The sequence below is a fragment of the Frateuria sp. genome (genome assembly GCF_035695185.1).
GTDB lineage: Bacteria > Pseudomonadota > Gammaproteobacteria > Xanthomonadales > Rhodanobacteraceae > Frateuria_A.
Map to the genome: position 1 here is coordinate 1 of NZ_DASSES010000123.1, position 20,593 is coordinate 20,593.

Annotated in this window: 13 protein-coding genes, 1 tRNA gene and 1 pseudogene; 4 read left to right on the top strand and 11 right to left on the bottom strand. The window is 70.0% G+C overall.

The features are described from left to right. From VFH59_RS10070 to pbpC, 3 genes are all read left to right on the top strand, one after another. On the top strand, window positions 1-569 hold a 569-nt coding region (locus tag VFH59_RS10070), incomplete at its 5' end, for a cysteine hydrolase family protein (protein ID WP_325164761.1). Window positions 570-703: 134 nt separating this feature from the next. Then, window positions 704-5,692 (top strand): alpha-2-macroglobulin, encoded by a 4,989-nt coding sequence (locus VFH59_RS10075; RefSeq protein ID WP_325164762.1) that lies wholly within the window; start codon window positions 704-706, stop codon window positions 5,690-5,692. Between the two features lie 183 nt (window positions 5,693-5,875). Next, window positions 5,876-8,260 (top strand): penicillin-binding protein 1C, encoded by a 2,385-nt coding sequence (gene pbpC / locus VFH59_RS10080; RefSeq protein WP_325164763.1) that lies wholly within the window; start codon window positions 5,876-5,878, stop codon window positions 8,258-8,260. Window positions 8,261-8,343: 83 nt separating this feature from the next. On the opposite strand, the gene VFH59_RS10085 is transcribed toward pbpC, so the two are convergent. The 3 genes and pseudogenes from VFH59_RS10085 to dtd form a co-directional block, all read right to left on the bottom strand. Next, window positions 8,344-8,419 (bottom strand) — tRNA-Ile (locus VFH59_RS10085). A 139-nt stretch (window positions 8,420-8,558) separates the two neighbouring features. Further along, window positions 8,559-10,427, bottom strand: a pseudogene (rpoD, locus tag VFH59_RS10090) (RNA polymerase sigma factor RpoD). A gap of 163 nt (window positions 10,428-10,590) precedes the next feature. Beyond that, complete coding sequence (gene dtd / locus VFH59_RS10095) at window positions 10,591-11,034, bottom strand: D-aminoacyl-tRNA deacylase (protein WP_325164764.1); 444 nt, start codon at window positions 11,032-11,034, stop codon at window positions 10,591-10,593. Between the two features lie 137 nt (window positions 11,035-11,171). Between dtd and VFH59_RS10100 the strand changes: the two genes are divergently transcribed. Next, entirely contained in the window at window positions 11,172-12,056 is an 885-nt protein-coding gene (locus VFH59_RS10100; protein WP_325164765.1) for a lipid A biosynthesis acyltransferase, read from the top strand. A 55-nt stretch (window positions 12,057-12,111) separates the two neighbouring features. Here the strand turns inward: VFH59_RS10100 and VFH59_RS10105 are convergent, their stop codons facing one another. From VFH59_RS10105 to VFH59_RS10140, 8 genes are all read right to left on the bottom strand, one after another. After that, window positions 12,112-12,426, bottom strand: a complete 315-nt coding sequence (locus VFH59_RS10105) for a tetratricopeptide repeat protein (protein WP_325164766.1) — start codon at window positions 12,424-12,426, stop codon at window positions 12,112-12,114. Next, complete coding sequence (locus VFH59_RS10110; protein ID WP_325164767.1) at window positions 12,423-14,129, bottom strand: ArnT family glycosyltransferase; 1,707 nt, start codon at window positions 14,127-14,129, stop codon at window positions 12,423-12,425. Before VFH59_RS10110 ends, VFH59_RS10105 begins: the two co-directional genes overlap by 4 nt. Window positions 14,130-14,186: 57 nt before the next feature. Then, a complete protein-coding gene (locus VFH59_RS10115; RefSeq protein ID WP_325164768.1) occupies window positions 14,187-15,002 on the bottom strand; it encodes a glycosyltransferase family 2 protein in 816 nt (271 codons plus the stop codon). 28 nt (window positions 15,003-15,030) lie between these two features. Continuing rightward, window positions 15,031-15,492, bottom strand: coding sequence for an adenylyltransferase/cytidyltransferase family protein (locus tag VFH59_RS10120; RefSeq protein WP_325164769.1), 462 nt, complete (start codon window positions 15,490-15,492; stop codon window positions 15,031-15,033). Between the two features lie 68 nt (window positions 15,493-15,560). Beyond that, complete coding sequence (locus VFH59_RS10125; RefSeq protein WP_325164770.1) at window positions 15,561-16,568, bottom strand: CDP-glycerol glycerophosphotransferase family protein; 1,008 nt, start codon at window positions 16,566-16,568, stop codon at window positions 15,561-15,563. A 99-nt stretch (window positions 16,569-16,667) separates the two neighbouring features. Further along, window positions 16,668-17,564 (bottom strand): glycosyltransferase family 2 protein, encoded by an 897-nt coding sequence (locus VFH59_RS10130; RefSeq protein WP_325164771.1) that lies wholly within the window; start codon window positions 17,562-17,564, stop codon window positions 16,668-16,670. Beyond that, window positions 17,536-18,822, bottom strand: a complete 1,287-nt coding sequence (locus VFH59_RS10135; protein WP_325164772.1) for an O-antigen ligase family protein — start codon at window positions 18,820-18,822, stop codon at window positions 17,536-17,538. Before VFH59_RS10135 ends, VFH59_RS10130 begins: the two co-directional genes overlap by 29 nt. A gap of 26 nt (window positions 18,823-18,848) precedes the next feature. Beyond that, on the bottom strand, window positions 18,849-20,573 hold the full coding sequence (locus tag VFH59_RS10140; RefSeq protein WP_325164773.1) for a glycosyltransferase family 39 protein: 1,725 nt from the start codon (window positions 20,571-20,573) through the stop codon (window positions 18,849-18,851). Between the last annotated feature and the right edge of the window lie 20 nt (window positions 20,574-20,593).

The window sequence follows — 20,593 nt, forward strand, 5'->3', positions numbered from 1 at the left end:
ACGCCCAGATGCAACTGCCCGCCTCCACTGCCCTGCTCGTGATCGACGTCCAGGAGGGCTTCCACGATCCCCGCTGGGGCGAGCGCAACAACCCCCAGGCAGAGGCCAACATCGCCCGCCTGCTGGCGGCCTGGCGAGCCGCCGGCAGGCCGGTGATCCACATCCAGCACGACTCCACCGCGCCGGACGGGGCTTTCCGTCCCGGCACGGCCGGCCACCGCGCCAAGCCCGAGGCGATGCCGTGGCCCGGCGAGCCGGTGCACCACAAGACGGTCAACAGCGGCTTCATCGGCACGCGGCTGGAAGCGGACCTGCGCGGGCGCGGCGTCGGTACGCTGGTGATCACCGGCCTGACCACCAACCACTGCGTCTCCACGACCACGCGCATGGCCGGCAACCTGGGTTTCGACACCTACCTGGTCGCCGACGCCTGCGCCACCTTCGCGCGGCCCGCGCTGGACGGCCGCCTGCGGCCGGCGGAGGAGGTCCACGCGGCCGCGCTGAGCGACCTGCAGGACGAATTCGCCACGGTGGTGGGGACGGCGCAGGTGCTTGCCGCGATCGCCTGAAAGCGTCAGCCCCGCCCATGGGCGACGGTGACCGGGGCTTGATGTCCGGCGCCCGCCGGCGGTCTGCCGGCCGCCCCTGCCGCGCCAGAAAACCCGGCCATAATGCGCATGCACCTCAAGGAAAGGGGATCGTCATGTGGCATGTGTCGGTGGCGCGCTGGCCGCGCCAGGTCGGGTTGTGTCTGGCCCTGCTCGGATGGGCCTTGCTGGCCGGCTGCGACCGGTCCCCGCAGGACCGGCCGGCGCTGCAAGGCGCGCCCGCCGGCAGCACGACGACGCAAGCGCCGGGGGCCGGCAAGGCGGCGTTCGCCCTGGCCTCGGCCGGTGCCGACCTGCGTGACGCGCGCGCCGCACTGGTGCTGCGCTTCAGTGCCCCGCTCGCGGCAGCGCAGCCGTTTGACCGCCAGCTCGCGGTCACCGGTGGCCATGGCGAACCGGTCAGCGGCAGCTGGAGCCTGGACGATGACGGCAGGACGCTGCGCTTTCCTTTCGTGCAGCCCGACACCCACTACGCCGTGCGGGTACAAGCCGGCCTGCTGGCCGCCGATGGCCGCACGCTGGGCCGCGAGCTCAAGCGCGACATCTACTCCGGCAGCGTGCCGCCGGCGGTGGGCTTCGCCTCGCACGGCAGCGTGCTGCCGGCGCGCGGCAGCCGCGGGCTGCCGCTGGTGTCGGTCAACGTGCACGACGCCGACGTGGAGTTCTTCCGCGTGCACGACGATGCGCTGTCGGATCTCTACTGCGCCTATCCGTCGAACAAGCACCGCGACAGCTACGAGCTCGACCACGAGATCAACCGCTGGGACGTGTGCGAGCACGGTCACCGCGTGAAGCGGCCGATCACCGACATGGCCGACTCGGTCTACGCCAACCACTACACCCTGGGCGGCGACGACAACGAACGCACCGTGACCTACCTGCCGGTGCAGCGCGTGCGCGAACTGCAGCGGCCGGGCGTGTACATGGCGGTGGTCAAGCAGGGCGGCACCTTCAAGGGCAGCTACGACAGCGCGATCTTCTTCGTCAGTGACCTGGGGCTGCACCTGCGCACGTACCGCGACAACGCGCTGCTGCACGTGGCCTCGCTGCGCGACGGCTCGCCGGTGGACGGCGTGGCGGTGGAAATCGACGGGGCGGACGGGCAGGCGCGGCTCAAGGCGACCACCGACGGCGACGGCAATGCGCTGATCGCCTACAGGCTCAATCCCTCCGACGTGCTGATCGCCCGCCGTGGCGACGACGTTTCGGTGCTGCCGTTCAACCGCCCGGCGCTGGACGTCTCCAACTTCGACGTGACCGGCCGCAAGCAGGCGCCGTTCGAGGTCTATGCCTGGTCCGGCCGCGACCTGTACCGGCCGGGGGAAACGCTGCGCGTGTCGGCGCTGCTGCGTGATTTCGACGGCAAGCCGATGAAGGCGCAATCGCTGTTCGTGCGCCTGAAGCAGCCCGACGGGCGCGCGCTCGCCGACCGGCAGCTCGCGCCCTCGGACCTCGACTACTACGCGCTCTCCCAGACGATCCCGGCCGACGCGCCGACCGGCTTGTGGCAGCTGGAATTCCGGCTGGACCCTGCGGCGAAGGAGGCGGTCGAGGCGTTCCCGTTCCACGTCGAGGAGTTCCTGCCCGAGCGGCTGAAGCTCACGCTGGACAGCCCGCAGGCGCGGCTGGTCCCGGACGAGCCGCTCAAGCTCGAGGTGGCCTCCAGCTATCTCTACGGCGCGCCGGCCGACGGCAATCGTGTCACCGCCAAGCTGCTGGTGGCGCCCGAGGTGCATCCGCTGGACAACCTCAAGGACACGTTCTTCGGCGACCCCACGCTGGACCTGCCCAAGAGCGCCAACGACGTGCTCGACGCCAGGCTCGACGCGCAGGGCAGGCTCGCCCAGCCGATCGCGTTGCCGGATGACGTCAAGCCGGTCGTGCCGCTCGCCGTGACCCTCTCGGGCAGCGTCTACGAGACCGGCGGACGCGCCGTCACCCGCCTGCTCAAGCGCGTGTACTGGCCGGCGCCGCAGCTGGTCGGCGTGCGTCCGCTGTTCGATCCCAAGCAAGGTGCCGAGAGCGAAGGCCAGGCCGGCTTCGAAATCCTGCGCGCCGACGTCGACGGCAAGCTGGTCGCCGGGCATCACCTGAAGGTACGGCTGCAGCGCGAGCTGCGCGACTTCTACTGGCTGTACGAGCATGGCGACGGCTGGACCTCCGACGCGCACCAGCAGCTGCAGCTGATCGAGGAGAAGGACGTCGATGTCGCCGCGGGCCAGCGCGTGCACGTCGAGTTCCCGGTGGAGTGGGGCGGCTACCGGCTGGAGGTCTCCGACCCGGAGACGCAACTCACCACGGTGTTCCCGTTCTTCGCCGGCTGGAGCTGGGAGGACGAGAACCTCGGCAAGGAGGCGCGCCCGGACAAGGTCAAGCTGCAGCTGGACAAGGCGCGCTACCGCGCCGGCGACACCATGAAGGTCACGGTGACGCCGCCGCATGACGGCCCTGGGCTGTTGCTGGTCGAGTCCGACCATCTGCTCTATGTCCGAGACATCGATGCGAAGGCCGGCAGTACGTTCGAGATTCCCGTGACGAGGGACTGGGAGCGCCACGACGTCTACGTCTCCGCGCTGGTGTTCCGCGGCGGCGAGGCCGACGAACACACCACGCCCGCCCGCGCACTCGGCGTCGAGCACGTCGCGATGGAGCGCAACGAGCGGCGCATTCCGCTCACGCTGAACGCCCTGTCGCTGATGCGCCCGGGCCAGCCGCTCGAGGTGACCGTGCAGGCGAAGGATCTCGCCAACACGCGCGCCTACGTCACCCTGTCGGCGGTCGACCAGGGCGTCATCAACATCACCGACTACCCGGTGCCCGACGCCTGGGCCTGGATGTTCGCCAAGCGCGCCTTGAGCGTGGATGCCTACGATCTCTACAGCCGCATCATCGAGGCGATGGACGGTGCCGAGGCAACGCTGCGCTACGGCGGCGACATGAGCGGCCCGGCGTTGCCGCACGCGGCGAGGTTGAACCCCAAGGTGCAGATCGTCGACCTGTTTGCCGCGCCGGTCGCCTTCGACGCGCAGGGCAGGGCGACGCTGCGCGTGCAGGTGCCCGACTTCAACGGCAGCCTGCGCCTGGCCGCGCTGGCCTGGAGCGCCGACCGTTTCGGCAACGCCGAGGGCGCGGTCACCGTGCGCGCACCGCTGGTGATCGAGCCGGGCACGCCGCGCGTGATGGCCGCAGGCGACAAGGCGCGCATCAGCGTGGACCTGAAGAACCTCTCCGGCCATGACGGCACCGCGAAGGTCGTGGTCAAAGGCTCCGGTCCGATCTCCATTGGCGATGCCACCCGCGAGGTGGCGCTCAAGGACGGCGCCGGCACCACGCTCACCATGCCGGTCACCGCGAGCCCGGGCGCGGCAGTCGCCAAGCTGGACATCCACGCCACCCTCAATGACTTCAGCGTCGATCGCCACCTCGAATTCGCCGTGCGCCCGGCCTGGCCCGAACGACAGCAGACCGTGCCGATGGCGATCGAGCCCGGCAAGCCCGCCCGCCTGGACGCCGGCGCCGTCGCCGGCCTGCTCGAACCGACCGTGCGCGCCCAGCTCACCCTGAGCACGTTGCCACCGTTGCCCTACGGCTCGGCGCTGCGCCACCTGCTCGACTACCCCTACGGCTGCATCGAGCAGACCACCAGCAAGGGCTACGCCGCCCTGATTCTCGACCCGGCCACCGCCAAGGCGCTCGGCCTGCCGACCAGCGAGCCGGTGCGTCGCGCCGCGGTCGACGGCGCGCTGGCCCGCATCGCCTCGTTCCAGGCGAGCAACGGCCACTTCAGCTTCTGGGGCGGCACCAGTCCGATCGAGACCTTCATGACGCCGTACGTGGTCGACTTCATGCTCGATGCGCGCGAGGAAGGCTTCGCCGTGCCACAGGAGGTGCTGCAGAAATCCCTGCAGCGCCTGAGCGACGACCTGCTCGGCGGCGGCCACCCGTATTACAGCTACGAACACCACGACCACCTGCGCATCGCCGACGAGGCCTACTCCGGTTTCGTGCTGGCCCGTGTCAACCGGGCGCCGCTGGGAACGCTGCGCGCGATCTTCGACCACGACCGCGACAAGCTGGTCGCGCCGCTGCCGCTGGTGCACCTTGGTATCGCGCTCAAGCTGATGGGTGATACCGGACGCGCACAGCAGGCGATCGACGAAGCCTTCGCCTGGAACAAGGAGCGGCCCTGGTACGTCGGTGACTACGGTTCCGACCTGCGCGACCTGGCGCTGATGGTCGCGCTCACCCACCGCTACGGACTGGCCAAGCCTGCGTACGACGCCAGGCTGGTCGACTGGGCGCGCAACGCCAGCGCGCGCGACCACGCCAACAAGCAGGAGGTGCCGTACTACCACTGGTCGTGGTCCTACCTCTCGACTCAGGAACAGGTGGCGATCGCCCGCGTGGCGCGCGCCTTCGACGCCGGCAACGGTGCGCCGCTGGCGGCTACCCTCGCCATCGGCGGCAAGAGCGAAGCCGCCCCGGCCGACCAGCGCCTGTGGACGCGTGAACTCACACTTGCCGAGCTGAAAGGCGGCGTCAGCGTGCAGCCGGCCGGCACCGGCACGGTATTCGCCACGCTGGACGTGGCGGGCATCCCGCAACAGCCGCCCGCCGCCGACGACCGCCAGGTCGACGTGCGCCGCAGCTACTTCACCACCGACGGCAAGCCGTGGACCGGCGGCACGCTGAAGGAGGGCGACACGCTGATCGCCGAGCTGACCCTGGAGGCGCGTACCGACATGCCCGACGCGCTGGTCACCGACCTGCTGCCCGGTGGCCTGGAAGTGGAGAACCTCAACCTCGGCGGCGCGCAGCAGTGGGAAGGGGTGGTCATCGACGGCATCGACATGCAGCAGCACAGCGGTGCCGCCGACCTGGTGCACGAGGAATACCGGGACGACCGCTATGCCGCCGCGCTGCACCTTCGCCGCGGCGATGCCGCGCACGTGTTCTACCTGGTCCGTGCGGTCACGCCCGGCACCTACACGGTGCCGCCGCCGCTGGCCGAAGACATGTATCGGCCGGCGCTGCGCGGAATCGGCAAGTCGGTGCCGGCGAGGGTCACGGTGGTCGAGCCATGAGGCCGGGCGCCCGCCTGCACTGGTGTCGGCTGCTGCGCCCGTGAAATGCGGGGTCGGTGGGGTGGGAGCTAGCGCATGTGCTTCGACTTCGCGCGCTTGCGCGGGCTGCGCTCGCCGCGAACGGTGGGAAATGCCGTTGGTCCTGAGCGTAGGCCGCAGGCCGAAGTCGAAGGGCCGTCCCGCATGAGCAAGACGCCACAAGCCGGCCGGTCGAGACTCAAACGCTGGTTGCGCGCCGCCGCGCTGGCCGCCGGCGGGCTCCTGCTCGCCGCGCTAGTCCTCGACCGACTGTTCCCGCTCCCGCTGCCGGCCCCCGACACCGGCAGCACCGTCGTGCTCGCCCGCGACGGCACCCCATTGCGCGCCTTCGCCGACAGCGACGGCGTGTGGCGCTACCCCACCACCGCGGCCAGGGTCTCGCCGCTCTATCGCCAGGCGCTGCTCGCCTACGAGGACCGCTGGTTCTACCGCCACCCCGGCGTGAACCCCTACGCGCTGCTGCGCGGCGCGGTACAGGGCGCGCTGCACGGTCACGTGGTCTCGGGCGGCTCCACGCTGACCATGCAGGTGGCGCGCATCATCGAGCCGATCCCGCACAGCGTCGGTGGCAAGTTCAGGCAAATGTTCCGCGCACTCCAGCTCGAGGCGCACCTGGACAAGACCCAGATCCTCGACCTGTACCTCAACCACGCGCCCTTCGGCGGCACCATCGAAGGCGTCGAGGCCGCCTCGTGGGCCTACCTCGGCAAAAGCGCGGGCCGCCTGTCGCGCGCGGAAGCGGCGCTGCTCGCGGTGCTGCCACAGGCGCCAAGCCGGTTGCGACCTGACCGCCATCCGGAGGCGGCGCGCGCCGCGCGCGACAAGGTGCTGCGCCGGCTGCGCGACGAGGGCGTCTGGACGTCCGGGCAGGTGCGCGATGCGGCCATCGAGCCGGTGGTCGCGCGCTCGCTGCGCGCCCCGCTCACCGCCGCGTTGCTGGCCGAGCGCCTGCATCGGCAGCGGCCGCGCGCGCGGCGCATCGTCACGACCATCGACGCGAACCTGCAACGCGCCGCCGAGGACCACGTCGCCAGCTATCTCGCCCGGCTGCCGCCGCGCAGTTCGGTGGCGGTGCTCGCGGTGGAGAACGCCACGCTCGAGGCGCGCATCTATATCGGCACCGGCGAATTCGCCGACCCGGAACGCGCAGGCCACGTCGACATGGTGCGCGCGCCGCGCTCGCCGGGTTCCACGCTCAAGCCCTTTCTCTACGGCCTGGCGCTGGACGACGGGCTGGTCACCTCCGAAAGCCTGCTGGTCGACGCGCCGCAGGACTTCGGCGGCTATCACCCGGGCAACTTCGACGAGGCGTTCAGCGGCCCGGTGAGCGTGAGCCAGGCGCTGCAGCGCTCGCTCAACGTGCCGGCAGTGGACGTACTGGACCGCGTCGGGCCCAACCGCTTCGTCGCGCGGCTGGCCAGCGGCGGCGTCGACCTGCAGTTGCCCGAGGGCGCGCGGCCCAACCTGTCGATCATCCTCGGCGGCACTGCGGCGAAGCTGGAAGACCTGGTCGGCGGCTACAGCGCGTTCGCCAATGGCGGCGTCGCCGGGGCCCCGCGCTACACCCCCGAGCAACCGATGCGCCCCCGGCGCCTGCTCTCGCCCGGCGGGGCCTGGATTATCCGCGACATCCTCGCCAGCAATCCGGCGGGCGTCGAAGGCGCGCCGCTGGAAGGCAGTATCGATCGCCATGCCGCGGTCGCCTGGAAGACCGGCACCAGCTACGGCTATCGCGACGCCTGGGCGATCGGCGTCACCGACCGCTGGACGATTGGCGTCTGGATCGGCCGTCCCGACGGCACGCCCTCGCCCGGCCAGTACGGTGCCGTCACCGCGTTGCCGCTCCTGTTCCAGCTCACCGACATGCTGCCCGCGCGCGGCGGCGTGCACGCGCCACGTCCGGCCAACGTGCGCGCCATCGACATCTGCTGGCCGCTGGGAGAGCCAGCCGCGAGCACGGACGCTAGTCTCTGCCGGCAGCGCCGCACCGCCTGGAGCCTCGACGGAGCGCTGCCGCCCACCTTCGCCGAACGCGACCCCGGCGCCTGGATGAGCGGCCGCATCGAACTACGCGTGGACATGAAAGGCAGACGCCTGAGCGCCGGCTGCCACGCCGCCCGCGAACGCCGCCTCACCCTCGCGCGCTGGCCGACCCTCGCAACATCCTGGCTCGATGCCGCCGATCGCACCGCCTCCGCCCTGCCCGCGCTGGCGCCGGGCTGCGCGCCGGATTCGCTCGCCGTGGCCGTTCCGATTCGCATCAGCGGCCTGCGCGAAGGCAGCCTGCTGCGCCAGGCACCCAACAGCACCGACCCGCTGCGCCTCTCGGTGCGCGCACTCGGCGGCCAGGGCACCGTGCAGTGGTTGCTCGACGGCCGCCTACAGGGCAGCACGCGGGGCGAAGGGGCCATCACCTTGACCCTGGCACGCCCTGGCCGCCATGCACTTACCGCGTTGTCGCCGGACGGCGCGTGGGCGAGCGTGGCCTTTGCGGTGGCCGGTCCACCTGAAGAAGGCGTCCGCTGGTAGGCCGCGGTGGATGTCTGGCGCCTGGTTGTTGGCGCAGGTGGAGGGAGCGCCAGCCGTACGGAGTTCGCACGCGCGGACGCGATTGGTGGGCCCACCAGGACTCGAACCTGGAACCAAGGGATTATGAGTCCCCTGCTCTAACCATTGAGCTATAGGCCCGTGTGCGGTGCGCCGCCCGTTGCAGGCGGGAGTGCATGGTAGCGGCAGCTTGCGGCGGAGCCAACGCGCGGCGCTACGCGTGCCGGAAACGACGACGCCCGCGCGAGGCGGGCGTCGTGGTGGTGCGTGAGGCGCGTGCTTACTCGAGGTCGAGGAACGAGCGCAGCTGCTCCGAGCGGCTCGGATGGCGCAGCTTGCGCAGCGCCTTGGCCTCGATCTGGCGGATGCGCTCGCGGGTGACGTCGAACTGCTTGCCGACTTCCTCGAGGGTGTGGTCGGTGTTCATGTCGATGCCGAAGCGCATGCGCAGCACCTTCGCTTCCCGCGGGGTGAGGCCGGCGAGCACGTCGCGCACGGTTTCCATCAGGCCGGTCTCGGTGGCCGACTCGATCGGCGAGGAGGCGTTGGTGTCCTCGATGAAGTCGCCCAGATGCGAGTCCTCGTCGTCGCCGATCGGGGTCTCCATCGAAATGGGTTCCTTGGCGATCTTGAGCACCTTGCGGATCTTGTCCTCGGGCATCTCCATCTCCTTGGACAGTTACTCCGGCGTCGGCTCGCGGCCAAACTGCTGGAGCATCTGGCGGGAGATGCGGTTCAGCTTGTTGATCGTCTCGATCATGTGCACCGGGATGCGGATGGTGCGCGCCTGGTCGGCGATCGAGCGGGTGATCGCCTGGCGGATCCACCAGGTGGCGTAGGTCGAGAACTTGTAGCCGCGGCGGTATTCGAACTTGTCGACCGCCTTCATCAGGCCGATGTTGCCTTCCTGGATCAGGTCCAGGAACTGCAGGCCGCGGTTGGTGTACTTCTTGGCGATCGAGATCACAAGGCGCAGGTTGGCCTCGACCATCTCCTTCTTGGCGCGGCGGGCCTTGGCCTCGCCGATCGACATCGCGCGGTTGATCTCCTTGATGTCGGTCAGCGGCAGGAACAGCTTCTTCTCGATCGCGGCGAGCTTTTCCTGCTCGGCATCGATCGACTCACGATGGTTCTTGACGTTGGGCGACCACTTCTGGCGCTTGCGCGAGAGCTCGGCGGCCCACTCGACGTTGCCTTCGTTGCTCGGGAAGGTCTTCAGGAACTCGGCCTTGGGCATCTTCACCTGCTTGACGAAGATGTCCATCAGCACGCGCTCGTGGTGGCGGATGTCGCCGACCACCTCGCGCAGCTTGCGCACGAAGCTGTCGATCAGCGCGGACGGCAGCTTGAGCTTGAGGAATTCCTCGGCCATCTGGTCGCGCAGCTTGACGATCTTCTTGTCGGTGATGCCGGTGGCCTTCGGCGCGGCCTTCTGGAACTTGGCGTAGTAGTCGCGCAGCAGTTCCATGCGGCGCTTGACCTCCTCCGGGTCCGGTCCGGTCGGGCCGGCCTCTTCTTCCTCGGAGCTGTCGTCGTCGTCCTCTTCCTCGTCCTCGTCGGACTCGACGACCTCGCCGTTGGCGGCCGCTTCCTCGGCCTCGGCGCGTGCTTCGTCGGCCAGCTGCTCCAGGTCGGCGAAGCCGGCCAGGATCTCGGACAGGCGGCGCTTGCCGTCCAGGTGCTGGTCGTATTCCTCCAGCAGCAGCTCGATGGTCAGCGGGAAGCTGGCCAGCGCGGTCTGCACCTGGGCCAGGCCTTCCTCGATGCGCTTGGCGATGGCGATCTCGCCCTCGCGGGTGAGCAGTTCGACCGTGCCCATCTCGCGCATGTACATGCGCACCGGGTCGGTGGTGCGGCCCACTTCGGCGTCGACGGCCGAGAGCAGGGCGACCGCTTCCTCGGCGGCGGCCTCGTCGTCGTTGCCGGAGCCGGGCGCGTTGTCGGCCAGCGGGTCGGCGTCCGGGGCGGCGTCGTGCACCTCGATGCCGACGCCCTTGAGCACCGCCATGATGTCTTCGATCTGCTCCGGATCGACGATGTCATCGGGCAAGTGGTCGTTGATCTCGGCGTAGGTCAGGTAGCCCTGTTCCAGGCCCTTGGAAATGAGCGCCTTGATTTCGGACTGTTGCTCGGGAGCTTTGCTGTTCATACCTACCGCCGCGGATGCAGGAACCGATCAGTATAGCGATGTGGCGCTTTTTTGACCAGTTTAAAGGGAAGAATTTTCTCACGCCCTACACGCAAAAATCGCGCCAGACAGGCGTTTGCGTGGGACGGTGCGTGTCGGGTGCCATCGAATCGCAGGGCCCGGATCAGGGCGCTTCAAGCCAGAAGGTGACCGGGCCGTCGTTGACGAGCCTGACCTCCATATGGGCACCGAAGCGCCCGATTTCCACCCCGCCCCTGTGCGTGGAGCGCGCCAGCTCCACCAGTCGCTCGAACCAGCGCTGGCCATGCTCCGGCGGGGCGGCGCGGGTGAAGCTCGGGCGCATGCCCGAGCGCGTGTCCGCGGCGAGCGTGAACTGACTGACCAGCAGCAGCCCGCCGCCGGTGTCGGCCAGCGAGCGGTTCATCCGGCCGGCCTCGTCGGCGAACACACGGTAGCCCAGCAGGCGTTCCAGCATGCGCCGGGCCTGCACCTCGCCGTCGTCCGGCTGCACCGCCACCAGGGCGAGCAGGCCGGGCCCGATCGCGCCCACTGTGGTGCCGTCGACATCGACACTGGCACAGAGCACGCGCTGGATGAGGCTGATCATGGGTGGCGGCGGGCGTGGACAGGGCGTTCCCTGCAAGAATAGGCAAGAACGGCGGAGCGTCCTGGTCCTGCGCTTAACGGCCAGGCCGGCGTTCCCTTTACCTTAGCGCCCGAGAGCGCGGCAAGCGGCAACCCTCCATGCGCCCCGACATCTACCTGCTCTACCTCCTGCTGCGCCTGTTCGGGTTGCTCCCGCTGCGCCTGCTCCATGCCGTGGGCGGGGCGCTGGGTCGGCTTTCGTTGTGGCTGCACGGGCGCACCGCGCACGACACCACGGTCAACCTGGCGATCGCCCGGCCGGGGCTGGACCGGCCGGCGCACGCCGCGCTGCTGCGCCAGGCCATGGCCGAGGGCGGCAAGTCGATCACCGAGATCGCCAAGGTGTGGGGCGCCGGCCCGGCAAAGACGCTGGCCATGGTGCGCGAGGTGCGGGGTGCCGAGCTGCTGGAGGCCGCGGTGGCCGCGGGCAAGGGCGTGATCATCGCCGCGCCGCACCTGGGGTGCTGGGAGTTGCTCAATTACTGGCTGTGCAGCCGCATGCCGATGGCGATCCTGTACCGGCCGCCGCGCCTTGCCGCGATCGAGCCCCTGCTGCGGCGCGTGCGCGGCGCACTGGCGCCCGAACAGGTGCGCGCCGAGGGCGCGGGCGTGCGCACGCTGTACAAGCGCCTTGCCGCCGGCGGTGCGATCGGCATCCTGCCCGACCAGAAGCCGCGCGCCGGCGAAGGCGAACTGGCACCGTTCTACGGCCGCGACGCACTGACCATGGTGCTGCTGCCGCGACTGGCCGCGCGTACCGGTGCCACGGTGCTGTTCGCTTTCGCCGAGCGGTTGCCGCGCGGGGAGGGTTTCCGCATCCATCTGCTGCCGGCGCCCCCGGGGCTGGATGATGCCGATCCCAGGCAAGCCTGCGCAGCGCTCAATCGGGGCGTGGAAGCCTGCGTGGAGCGCGCCTTCGTGCAGTACCAGTGGCATTACCACCGCTGGTCCGGGCACGGCCTGCCCGACCCCTATCGCCGCTGACGGCGTGCCGCGGCGGGCGGATGGCGGGCCGAGGCGCCGCTGCCGCGGGTGACCCTCACGGGAGCCGGCGCAGGAAGACGGTCATTTCCTTCTCTGCCTGCTTGTCGCCGCGCCGGCTTGCCGCGGTGATCCCCTGGCGCCAGGCATCGGCGGCGCCGGCGCGGTCGTCCATCGCCAGGCAGGCCTTGCCCAGCAGTTTCCAGGCTGCCGAATAGGCGGGGTCGAAAGCCAGCGCCCGGCGCAGTTCCTCGGCGGCCTCGGCGGCCTGCCCCTCGCCCAGCAAGGCATGTCCCAGCGAAAAACGCAGCAGGGCACCGTCGCGCGGACCGCCGCACTGCGCACGCAGGCTGGCGATCAGCGCGGCGCTCATGGCAGCGAACGCGCGCGGCCGTCGGGATTGGGGAACACACGCGTGGGCTGGGCCGGCTCGGGTGGCCGGTGGCCGGCGAGCAGGTCGGCGAGCGAGGTTGCCGGCCAGACCACCACCCAGGTGGAGCGGAACGGCTGCGCCAGCAACGGATAGCGCACCGCCGCCGCGTCGAGCCGGCTCGGATGGGTGACGATCAGGCCGTCGGGATGGGCACGCGCAAAGGCGGCGATCGCGTCGTTGCCGTGCAACTCGACGATCGGCCGGTCGAGCCGGCCGGCGAAATGGAACTGGCCCTCGTACACCCCGGCGTAGCCGATCGCACGGCCCTGCGCGTCGGCGGCACCCAGCAGCCGGGTCGTCGGCGTCAGGTCGTAGCGCGGCCACAGGGTCAGGGTGAACAGCGTGTTGATCGCCAGCGTGCCCAGCAGTCCGGCGAACGCCAGCCGGCGCATCTCGCCGCGGCTGCGCAGCAGCAGCAGCGCCCCCAGCAGCAGGAACACCACGGCGAAGAAGCGGCTGTACGCCGCGGTGGTATCGAACCACGCGCCGTGCAGCCGGCCGGCCGCCACCAGCCAGGGCAGCACGAACAGGAACACGCCAAAGGCGATGCCACCCAGTGCCAGCGGCCAGGTGCCCAGCCAGCCGTTGGACGCCAATGCCGGATGCCGCTCGCGCAGCAACGCGATGGCGCCGGCCAGCAGCAGCACGGCACCGGCGAATTCGGGCAGCGGGTAGTACAGCTGCTTGCCGCTGATCAGCGAGAAGGTGACGAACACCGGCACCACCCAGCACAGCGCGAAGCGCACGCCGGCGTCCAGTGGCCGGCGCAGCATGGCCAGCGCCACCCAGGCGCGCGGCCAGCCGCTGAACGGGAACATCAGCAGCGGCAGTGCCAGCACGTACCACCACAGCGGGCGCGCATGGTCGAACGCATGCACCACGCGGCCGGCGGTCTGGGTGAAGAACAACCGCTGGCGGTAGGCCTCGCCGCCGCTGAAGCCGGCCGGCAGCGCCCACGCCAGCAGCATGGCGAAACCGAGCAGGAAGGCGAGCAGCCCGCGCCCGTACCAGCGCACACGATGCTGGTTGGCCCAGTCGTTCCACAGCGGCCCGAGCAGCCAAGGGAACACCACGTGCAGCGCCATCACCGGCCCCTTGGTGAGCAATCCGAAGCCCAGGCAGAGGCCGAACAGCCACCAGCGCGGTTCGTCACGCGTGCCCGTTCGGGTCAGGCACAGCAGCGCCGCCAGCGACCACACCGCCAGCAGCACGTCGTACATGATCTGCAGGCCGAACAGGAAAGCGTAGGCCAGCGCCAGCAACATCCACGGCGCGGCCCGCGCCACCCACGGGCGGTCCGGAAACAGCCGCCGTGCCAGTGCCGCGAGCAGCACCAGCTGGGTGCCGCCGAAGAGCACCTCCAGCACGCGTGGCCACACGTCGGTGACGCCGAATGCAAGCCAGCCGGCGTGGATCATCCAGAACAGCAGCGGCGCCTTCTCGCTATAGGGCTCGCCGTTGTTGAACGGCACCAGCCAGTGGCCGTGGTGCCACATCTCCCAGGCCACCGCCAGCGTGCGGGTCGAGTACAGCGGCATCGGGCCATGCGAGAAGATGGCCAGCAGCGCCGCGGCCGCCCACAACGGCAGCCAGGGCCACAGGGCGCGCAGGTGTTCGGTTCGACGGTAGGCGTTGGGCGGCACGGGCGGCTCGGGTCGGGAAAACGGGTCGATTCTAGCCGGTGGGGACCGGGCCGCCGGTCAACGGTCGAGGCGGTGGCGCGCGAGTGCCGTCTGCGCCAGGGCCACCGAGTCGGGGTTGCGGCACATTTCGTAGTAGCGCATCCGCTTGTAGACCGCGTAGGCGGCATTGGTCTGCGCCACGATGAAGCCGCGCCAGCCGTCCAGGCAGGCCAGCCGGAACAGGTAGTCCTTGATGAACGTGCTGGCGAAGACCAGCGGGCAGTCCCACATGCGCGGGGCGCGGCCGCGCTGGTGCCAGTCGCGTGCCTTCAGCTCGGCGTAGCGCAGCACCTTCAGGCCCTTGTGCACCAGGGTCGGGTTGTTGACGTGCTCGAAAGGAGCCCCGAACAGCACCTGCCGCCCGCGCCATTCCAGCGACTCGTGCACGCGCACGTCGCGCCAGCGTGCCCGCCCGCGATGGTAGAGCCGGGCCAGTTTCTCGCCGACCATCGGCCGGTACCAGCGCATCGGCCGGCCCATGTACAGCGTGCGTCGCCGCAGGACGCCGACGGCCACGTCGGAGGCCATCAGCCCCGGCAAGGCCTGAGCCATTTCGCCGGCCAGCGCCGGCGAAAGGAATTCATCGGCGTCCAGCGCCAGGATCCAGTCGTGCGCGCTCTGGGTGGTGCCGAAGTTGCGCTGGGGGCCGAAGCCGAGCCAATCCTGGTGAACCACGCGGGCGCCATGCGCGCGCGCGATCTCGCAGGTGGCGTCGGTGCTGCCGCAATCGACCACCAGCTTCTCGGCCGCGAACGGCACGCTGTCCAGGCAGCGCGCGATCGTCGCCGCCTCGTTGTGGGTCATCACGACCAGGGTCAGGGGAAGGGTCTGCATTGCGGATACCTTGGCAGCGCAAGCCGCCTCAATCGAAGCGTTCGACGATCGCCGAGATGATGCCCAGCGCCTGCTTGAGCTCGTCCACGTGGGTCTTGTCCAGTACGCGCAGCAGTCCTTTCAGGCTGGTGCTTGAAATGCCCTCGGTGCGCGGCAGGTACACCACCTCGCAGTACTGCTCCAGCTCGTCGAACTTGCCTTTCCAGTCCGCGCCCATGCCGAAGACCGACACGTCGTACCGGCGGATGTCCTCGACCTTCTGCGCCCACGACTGTTCGGGGATCGCCAGGTCCACGCAGCGGATCGCCTGCACGATGCGCAGCCGGTCCTCGAAGGGCACGATCGTCTGCTTGCCCTTGCCGGCATTGAACTCGTCGGTCGACACGCCCACGACCAGGTAATCACCCAGCGCCTTCAGCCGCTCGAGCAGGTTGAGGTGGCCGACGTGGAACAGGTCGAAGGTGCCGTAGGTGAGGATCACTTTGCGCATTTCGCAAGTATCGCCTGCCGCCCCCGCTCCTGTCGTGCGTGGGCCGGTGGATGCGTCGCGGGGCCGGGTCAGCGCAGCTGGCGCCAGTACCTGAACCGGCGCAGCGGACTCCATGGCTTGCGTTTCAGGCCCGTGTCCGGGTGCTCGAGCATCCGCTCCACGGCGTCGAGTACCCGCTCGCTCGAGCGCCCGTCGCGGTAGGGGTGCATGTCGGCCGCATAGCGCTCGCGGCCTTCCAGGGAGGGATCCCGTCCCTCGAGTACGGCGGCCAGCGCACCCTCCAGCTGCGCCGGTTCGCTGATGTTGACCAGGTGCGGCCCGGGGGCCCGGTTGCGGAAGGCGACCACCGGCTTGCCCAGCAACATGAATTCGGCGGCCGCGGAGGAGGTGTCGGTGACCATCACGGTCGCCTCGCGCAGCAGCGGAAGCAGCTGTTCGCCCTCGGCGATGGCGTAGTTGTCGGCGCGGATGGCGCGCAGCGGCGCGGCCAGTTCCGGGTCCATCTTCGGATGGAATTTCACCGTCCAGCGCCAGGGCCGGCGCGCCACGATGTCCGCGATGACCGGGGCCAGGAAGGGGGCGGAGGTCAGCGAAGGGCTGAAGGTGGGAGCGTACAGGATGTGTGCGTCGCTGCCGGCCGCCGGGTCGTGGGCCGGGCCGAACAGCGGGTCGGTCTTCGGCCAGCCGGTCTCCACGACCCTGAACCAGCCGTGCTGCCGGGCCAGGCGCTCGAACGGAGCGGTGGTCAGCGGGCCGAAGGTGCAGAACAGGTCGAACATGCCGCGGATGCGGAAGTGGCCCTTCTTCTCGATGCCCAGGCCGTGGAACACCTGCACCTTCAGCCCGGGAAAGAACGGCGGCACCTCGTTGCCCGGGACCAGCACGGCGTCGGGTGCGAAGGCCTTCACCTCGGCCACCGTACGCAGCAGGCGTTCGCCCGGTTGCAGCTGGCCCGGGTCGGGCCCGTTGAGGTACCAGGCGACCTCGTCGCCCCGGCGCCAGGCCGCTTCCTGCAACGGGCGCAGGATTTCGAAGGCGTACGACAATTCGGCGAACAGCAGGTAGCGGCGTTTCATCGGGTCGGCCCGTGGTCGTGAAGGGGCATTCTGCAGTGCGTGGCGCTTGCGCGCGCTTGCGCCGGGCCGGTGATGCGGGCGCCGGACGCGAGGGATGCGTCAGGCGGCGCGGTCGCGCCTGGGATGCAGGACATGGGACCACATCGCGCAGCCCCAGGCGAGCCACTTGAGCGCGTAGTGAGGCCGCAACAGCAACAGGTAGAGCGGCGCTGCCAGTGGTGCGCCCCACAGGGTCTTGAGCAGATAGCGGCGGGCCGCCGGCCGGCCGACATAGCGGCCGATGGCCAGGTGGCGGGACAGCGCGTAGTGGAAGTGCTTGCGGAAGGTGGTCCGCCAGCTGGGCCGGGATGATCCGCCACCGGCGTGGCGTACGTTGGCGGCCGGCTCCAGCAGGCAGCCGTAGCCGGCTTCCTGCATGCGCAGGCAGAGATCGTCATCCTCGTAATAGAGGAAGAACCGCTCGTCGAAACCACCGATCTGCCGGTACGCGTCGCTGCGGATCAGCAGGCAGCTCGCGCGCAGCCAGCGGGTGCTGCAGATGCCGTCGGGCACCCGGTAGGGACCGCCGGGATGGGGTTCGAAGAAGGCCGGGCGACAGCACATCTGCGGCGCGCGGTCGCTCTGCCAGGTCTGCGGGGACACCACTCCGGCCTGCGGATAGCGCTCGAGCGCGGCAAGCAACGTCGCCACGGTGGCCGGCGCGATCTCGCAGTCGGGGTTGAGCAGCAGCACGAATGGAGTCGTGACCTCCTGCATCGCCTGGTTGTTCGCCGCCCCGAAGCCGGCATTGCGCGTCCGCGCAATGACAGTGGCCCCGGGCAACAGCTGCCGCAAGCGGGGCACGGTCGCATCGGAGCTCCCGTTGTCCACCACCACGACATGCGGAAACGGCTTCAGGGTGCGCGCCATCGCCTCGACGACAGGCTCGCTCTGGTAGGTGACGCTGACGACCGTTACCTGGTCCAGGTCAGCCGGGGGCGTGGGTTCGCAGTGCACGGGGTCGGGTCTTCGCGGGGGGAATGCAGCACAGCAACAGCATGAAAACGTGGCGGTGGGTGAAATCGGCCCACAGGCAGTTCGCCAGCCCGGCGGTCAGGTAGACCAGGAGCAGGCTGATGTAGAAGTCGCGTTCGGGCGGCTCGAGCCGCAGCACATAGAAGGCCAGGGCGCCCAGCAGTGCCAGGTAGACCAGCAACCCCGCGGCCCCCTGTTCGGCCAGGATCAGGAGCATTTCCTGGTGCGGGTGGCCCATGACGAACCCGCTGCCTGCCCGCGCCGGGGAGAGGGTCTGCAGGTACAGCGGCTCCCACTGGTCCAGACCATGGCCGAACACCGGTGCCGATTCGATGATGGGCACCGTGTGCTGCCACAGCTCCAGGCGGATGCCGGTGGCGGTGGGCTGGTGGTCGTTGAGATAGAGCGCCGTTTCGCGCGACACCGACTGCAGCAGCCGCTCGCGCACCGGCGGCACGGACACCAGCACCGCCACGGCGGCGGGAACCAGCACGCAGGTACCGGCGAACGCCTTCCAGGTCGGCTGCTCCCTGGCCAGCAGTCGCCACGCCCAGAACACCAGGAGGGGGATCAGGGTCACGTAGGTGGTGCGGCTTTCCAGCATCCACACCACGTTCGCCACCGCGATCAGCGCGAGGGCGTAAAGGGTCGCCTTGACACTCCGCTTCGGGCTGTCCATGCCGAAGGCGAGCGCCATCGCGGCGAAGATCAGGGTGGACAGGCCCTGCTGGGTGTATTCCTTGAAGACCGTGTTGCGCATGGCCGGTACCGACGCGACCAGCTCGCGCTGCGGAATCAGCCCGGCCCCCATGCCGTAGGACACCAGCATGACCAGCCCGACCGCGAGGCAGAACGCGATGAAGGCGCGGTGCCGCCACATCCGTGTCGTCAGCAGGGACGCGAACAACAGGGGGTACCAGCAAGCCCAGACGAACGTGCCCAGCGACGGGAACTGCGAGGTCAGGTACCACGCATGCAGGGCGCTCAGCATGAGCACGACCCACCACGCCAATGCGCCCCGCACCACCGGTTGCGACACGGCGGCCTGCCAGCGCGGGCGCACATCGGTGCCCAGCAGCGACAGCAGCAGGCTCAGGCCGATGGCGATGTTGGTGGCGGGCTTGTTCAGCGGCGCGGCGAACAGGCTTGCGACGGCGCACCAGCGGCCCGCATGCAGCAGGCCGGCGCGCAGGCGGTCCAGCGGCGGCGAGAAGGGTTCGGAAACGGTACTTGGGGGCACGACAGGTCCTGGTTCGCGAACGCCCGTCAAAGGCCGTCGTTGTCGTCGTCGCCGGACGGCACGCCCGCCGGCACGCAGCCGGGGATCACCGCGTCGGCCTTGAACAGCCACCACTCCCGGCGGTTGGCGTGGCCCAGGTGGATGGCGTGCGTGCGGCGCACGCAGTCACCCATGGCCGGCTCCTGCACGAACAGCCAGCGGTGCGCCGGGTCCTTCGCCTGCCAGGCGATCGCGTCGGCGTACTGTCGCGGCCATGGCTGGGCGAAGCCGAAGTCCACCGCGGGGCGGTCGAGCATCAGCAGGTTCTGTTCCTTCCAGGCGACCAGGCCGAGCTGGTCGCCGGGGCCCAGGTGCGTGCGCACACGGGCCATCAGGCCGGCGGCGGAACTGGAGTCGTTGAGCAGCGGCGCAATGCCGATGCTCCAGCCCAGCCACAGCGCCGCCATGCCGCCGGCGACCGCCCAGACAGCACCGCGCAGGCGCAGGCCAGCCACCAGCGCCAGCTGCACCGCGCCAATGGCCGCCAGCCAGCCGAACAGCGCCGGCGCGCCGCCGTCGAAACCACGTCGCTCGGCCCACTGGGTGGCGAACGGCGGGTGCGCGAGCAGCGCGTAGGCACCCACCGCCAGCAACAAGGTGCCGAACAGCGCGACGAACCCGAGTCCTGCGCCACGCAGCCAGCGCGCCTGCAGCAGCTCGCCCAGGAACGGCGCGCTGGCCAGCGCGACCATCGGCAGTACCGGCAGGATGTAGACGTCACGCTTGCCGGCCGGGATCGAGAAGAACACCAGTACGAGCGCGACCCACGCCAGCGGCAGCATCAGGCGCGCGTCCTTCGCCTTCAGTGCGCGCCACCAGCGCGGCAGCGTGCCCGGATAGGTCAGCGACAGCGGCAACCAGCTGAACAGCACGATCGGCAGGTAGTACAGCGGCGAGTGGATGTGTCCCCACGATTTGGCGTAGCGATCGGCGGTCTGGTGAAACAGGATGTCCCGGACGTAGCCCGCGTAGGCCGGGTTGTCCGTATGCGCATGCGCGGCCAGCAGCATCGGTACCAGCCACAGCGCGATCGCCGCCAGTACGGCGAGCAGGCCCAGCCACCAGCGCAGCGCCTGGCCGCGCTCCATGCGCACGACGCCGTTCCAGCCTGGCCGCAGTGCAAAGGCATACGGGACGAGCAGCAACAGCGGCAGGAAGCCCACGCCCTTGGTGATCACGCCCAGCCCGGCGCAGAAGCAGCCCAGCCAGTAGGCGCGCCAGTTCGGCCCGAGCAGCATGTGCCGCAACAGGCCCCAGTTGCCGGCGGTGATCAGGAACATCACCAGCGGGTCGATCTGCGCGCGCTTGACCTGATAGACGAACTGGAACGCCAGCAACAGCCCGGCGGCCGCGTACAGGCCGGTCTGGCGGTCCCACAGCCGCCGGCCCAGGTCGTAGATCAGCGCCAGCGTGCCGAGCGCGGCGAGCAGCGAGGGCAGCAGGAAGGCGATGCGCCAGTTCCGCACCAGCTCGAAGCTGACCGCCTCGGTCCACATCAGTACCGGCGGCTTGTCGGCGTACAGCTCGCTGCCGCGGTGCGGGAACAGCCAGTCGCCGCCCTCGACCATCTGCTTGGCGGCGAGCGTGAAACGCGGTTCGTCGGACGGCCACGGATCACGCAAGCCGATGCCGGCGCCGACCACCACCAGGGCAATCAGCATCAGCAGCCAGAAGCGGCGGCGGTCCTGCAGGCTGGCGGGGACAGGGGACATGGGCGATCCGTGCGGTGCAG

Bases quoted from the DNA above. Each gene is read 5' to 3' on its own strand.
- dtd (WP_325164764.1), bottom strand. From the start codon at position 11,034: ATGATCAGCCTCATCCAGCGCGTGCTCTGTGCCAGTGTCGATGTCGAC.
- VFH59_RS10140 (WP_325164773.1), bottom strand. From the start codon at position 20,573: ATGTCCCCTGTCCCCGCCAGCCTGCAGGACCGCCGCCGCTTCTGGCTG.
- VFH59_RS10100 (WP_325164765.1), top strand. From the start codon at position 11,172: ATGCGCCCCGACATCTACCTGCTCTACCTCCTGCTGCGCCTGTTCGGG.
- VFH59_RS10120 (WP_325164769.1), bottom strand. From the start codon at position 15,492: ATGCGCAAAGTGATCCTCACCTACGGCACCTTCGACCTGTTCCACGTC.
- VFH59_RS10115 (WP_325164768.1), bottom strand. From the start codon at position 15,002: ATGCAGACCCTTCCCCTGACCCTGGTCGTGATGACCCACAACGAGGCG.
- pbpC (WP_325164763.1), top strand. From the start codon at position 5,876: ATGAGCAAGACGCCACAAGCCGGCCGGTCGAGACTCAAACGCTGGTTG.
- VFH59_RS10075 (WP_325164762.1), top strand. From the start codon at position 704: ATGTGGCATGTGTCGGTGGCGCGCTGGCCGCGCCAGGTCGGGTTGTGT.
- VFH59_RS10125 (WP_325164770.1), bottom strand. From the start codon at position 16,568: ATGAAACGCCGCTACCTGCTGTTCGCCGAATTGTCGTACGCCTTCGAA.
- VFH59_RS10105 (WP_325164766.1), bottom strand. From the start codon at position 12,426: ATGAGCGCCGCGCTGATCGCCAGCCTGCGTGCGCAGTGCGGCGGTCCG.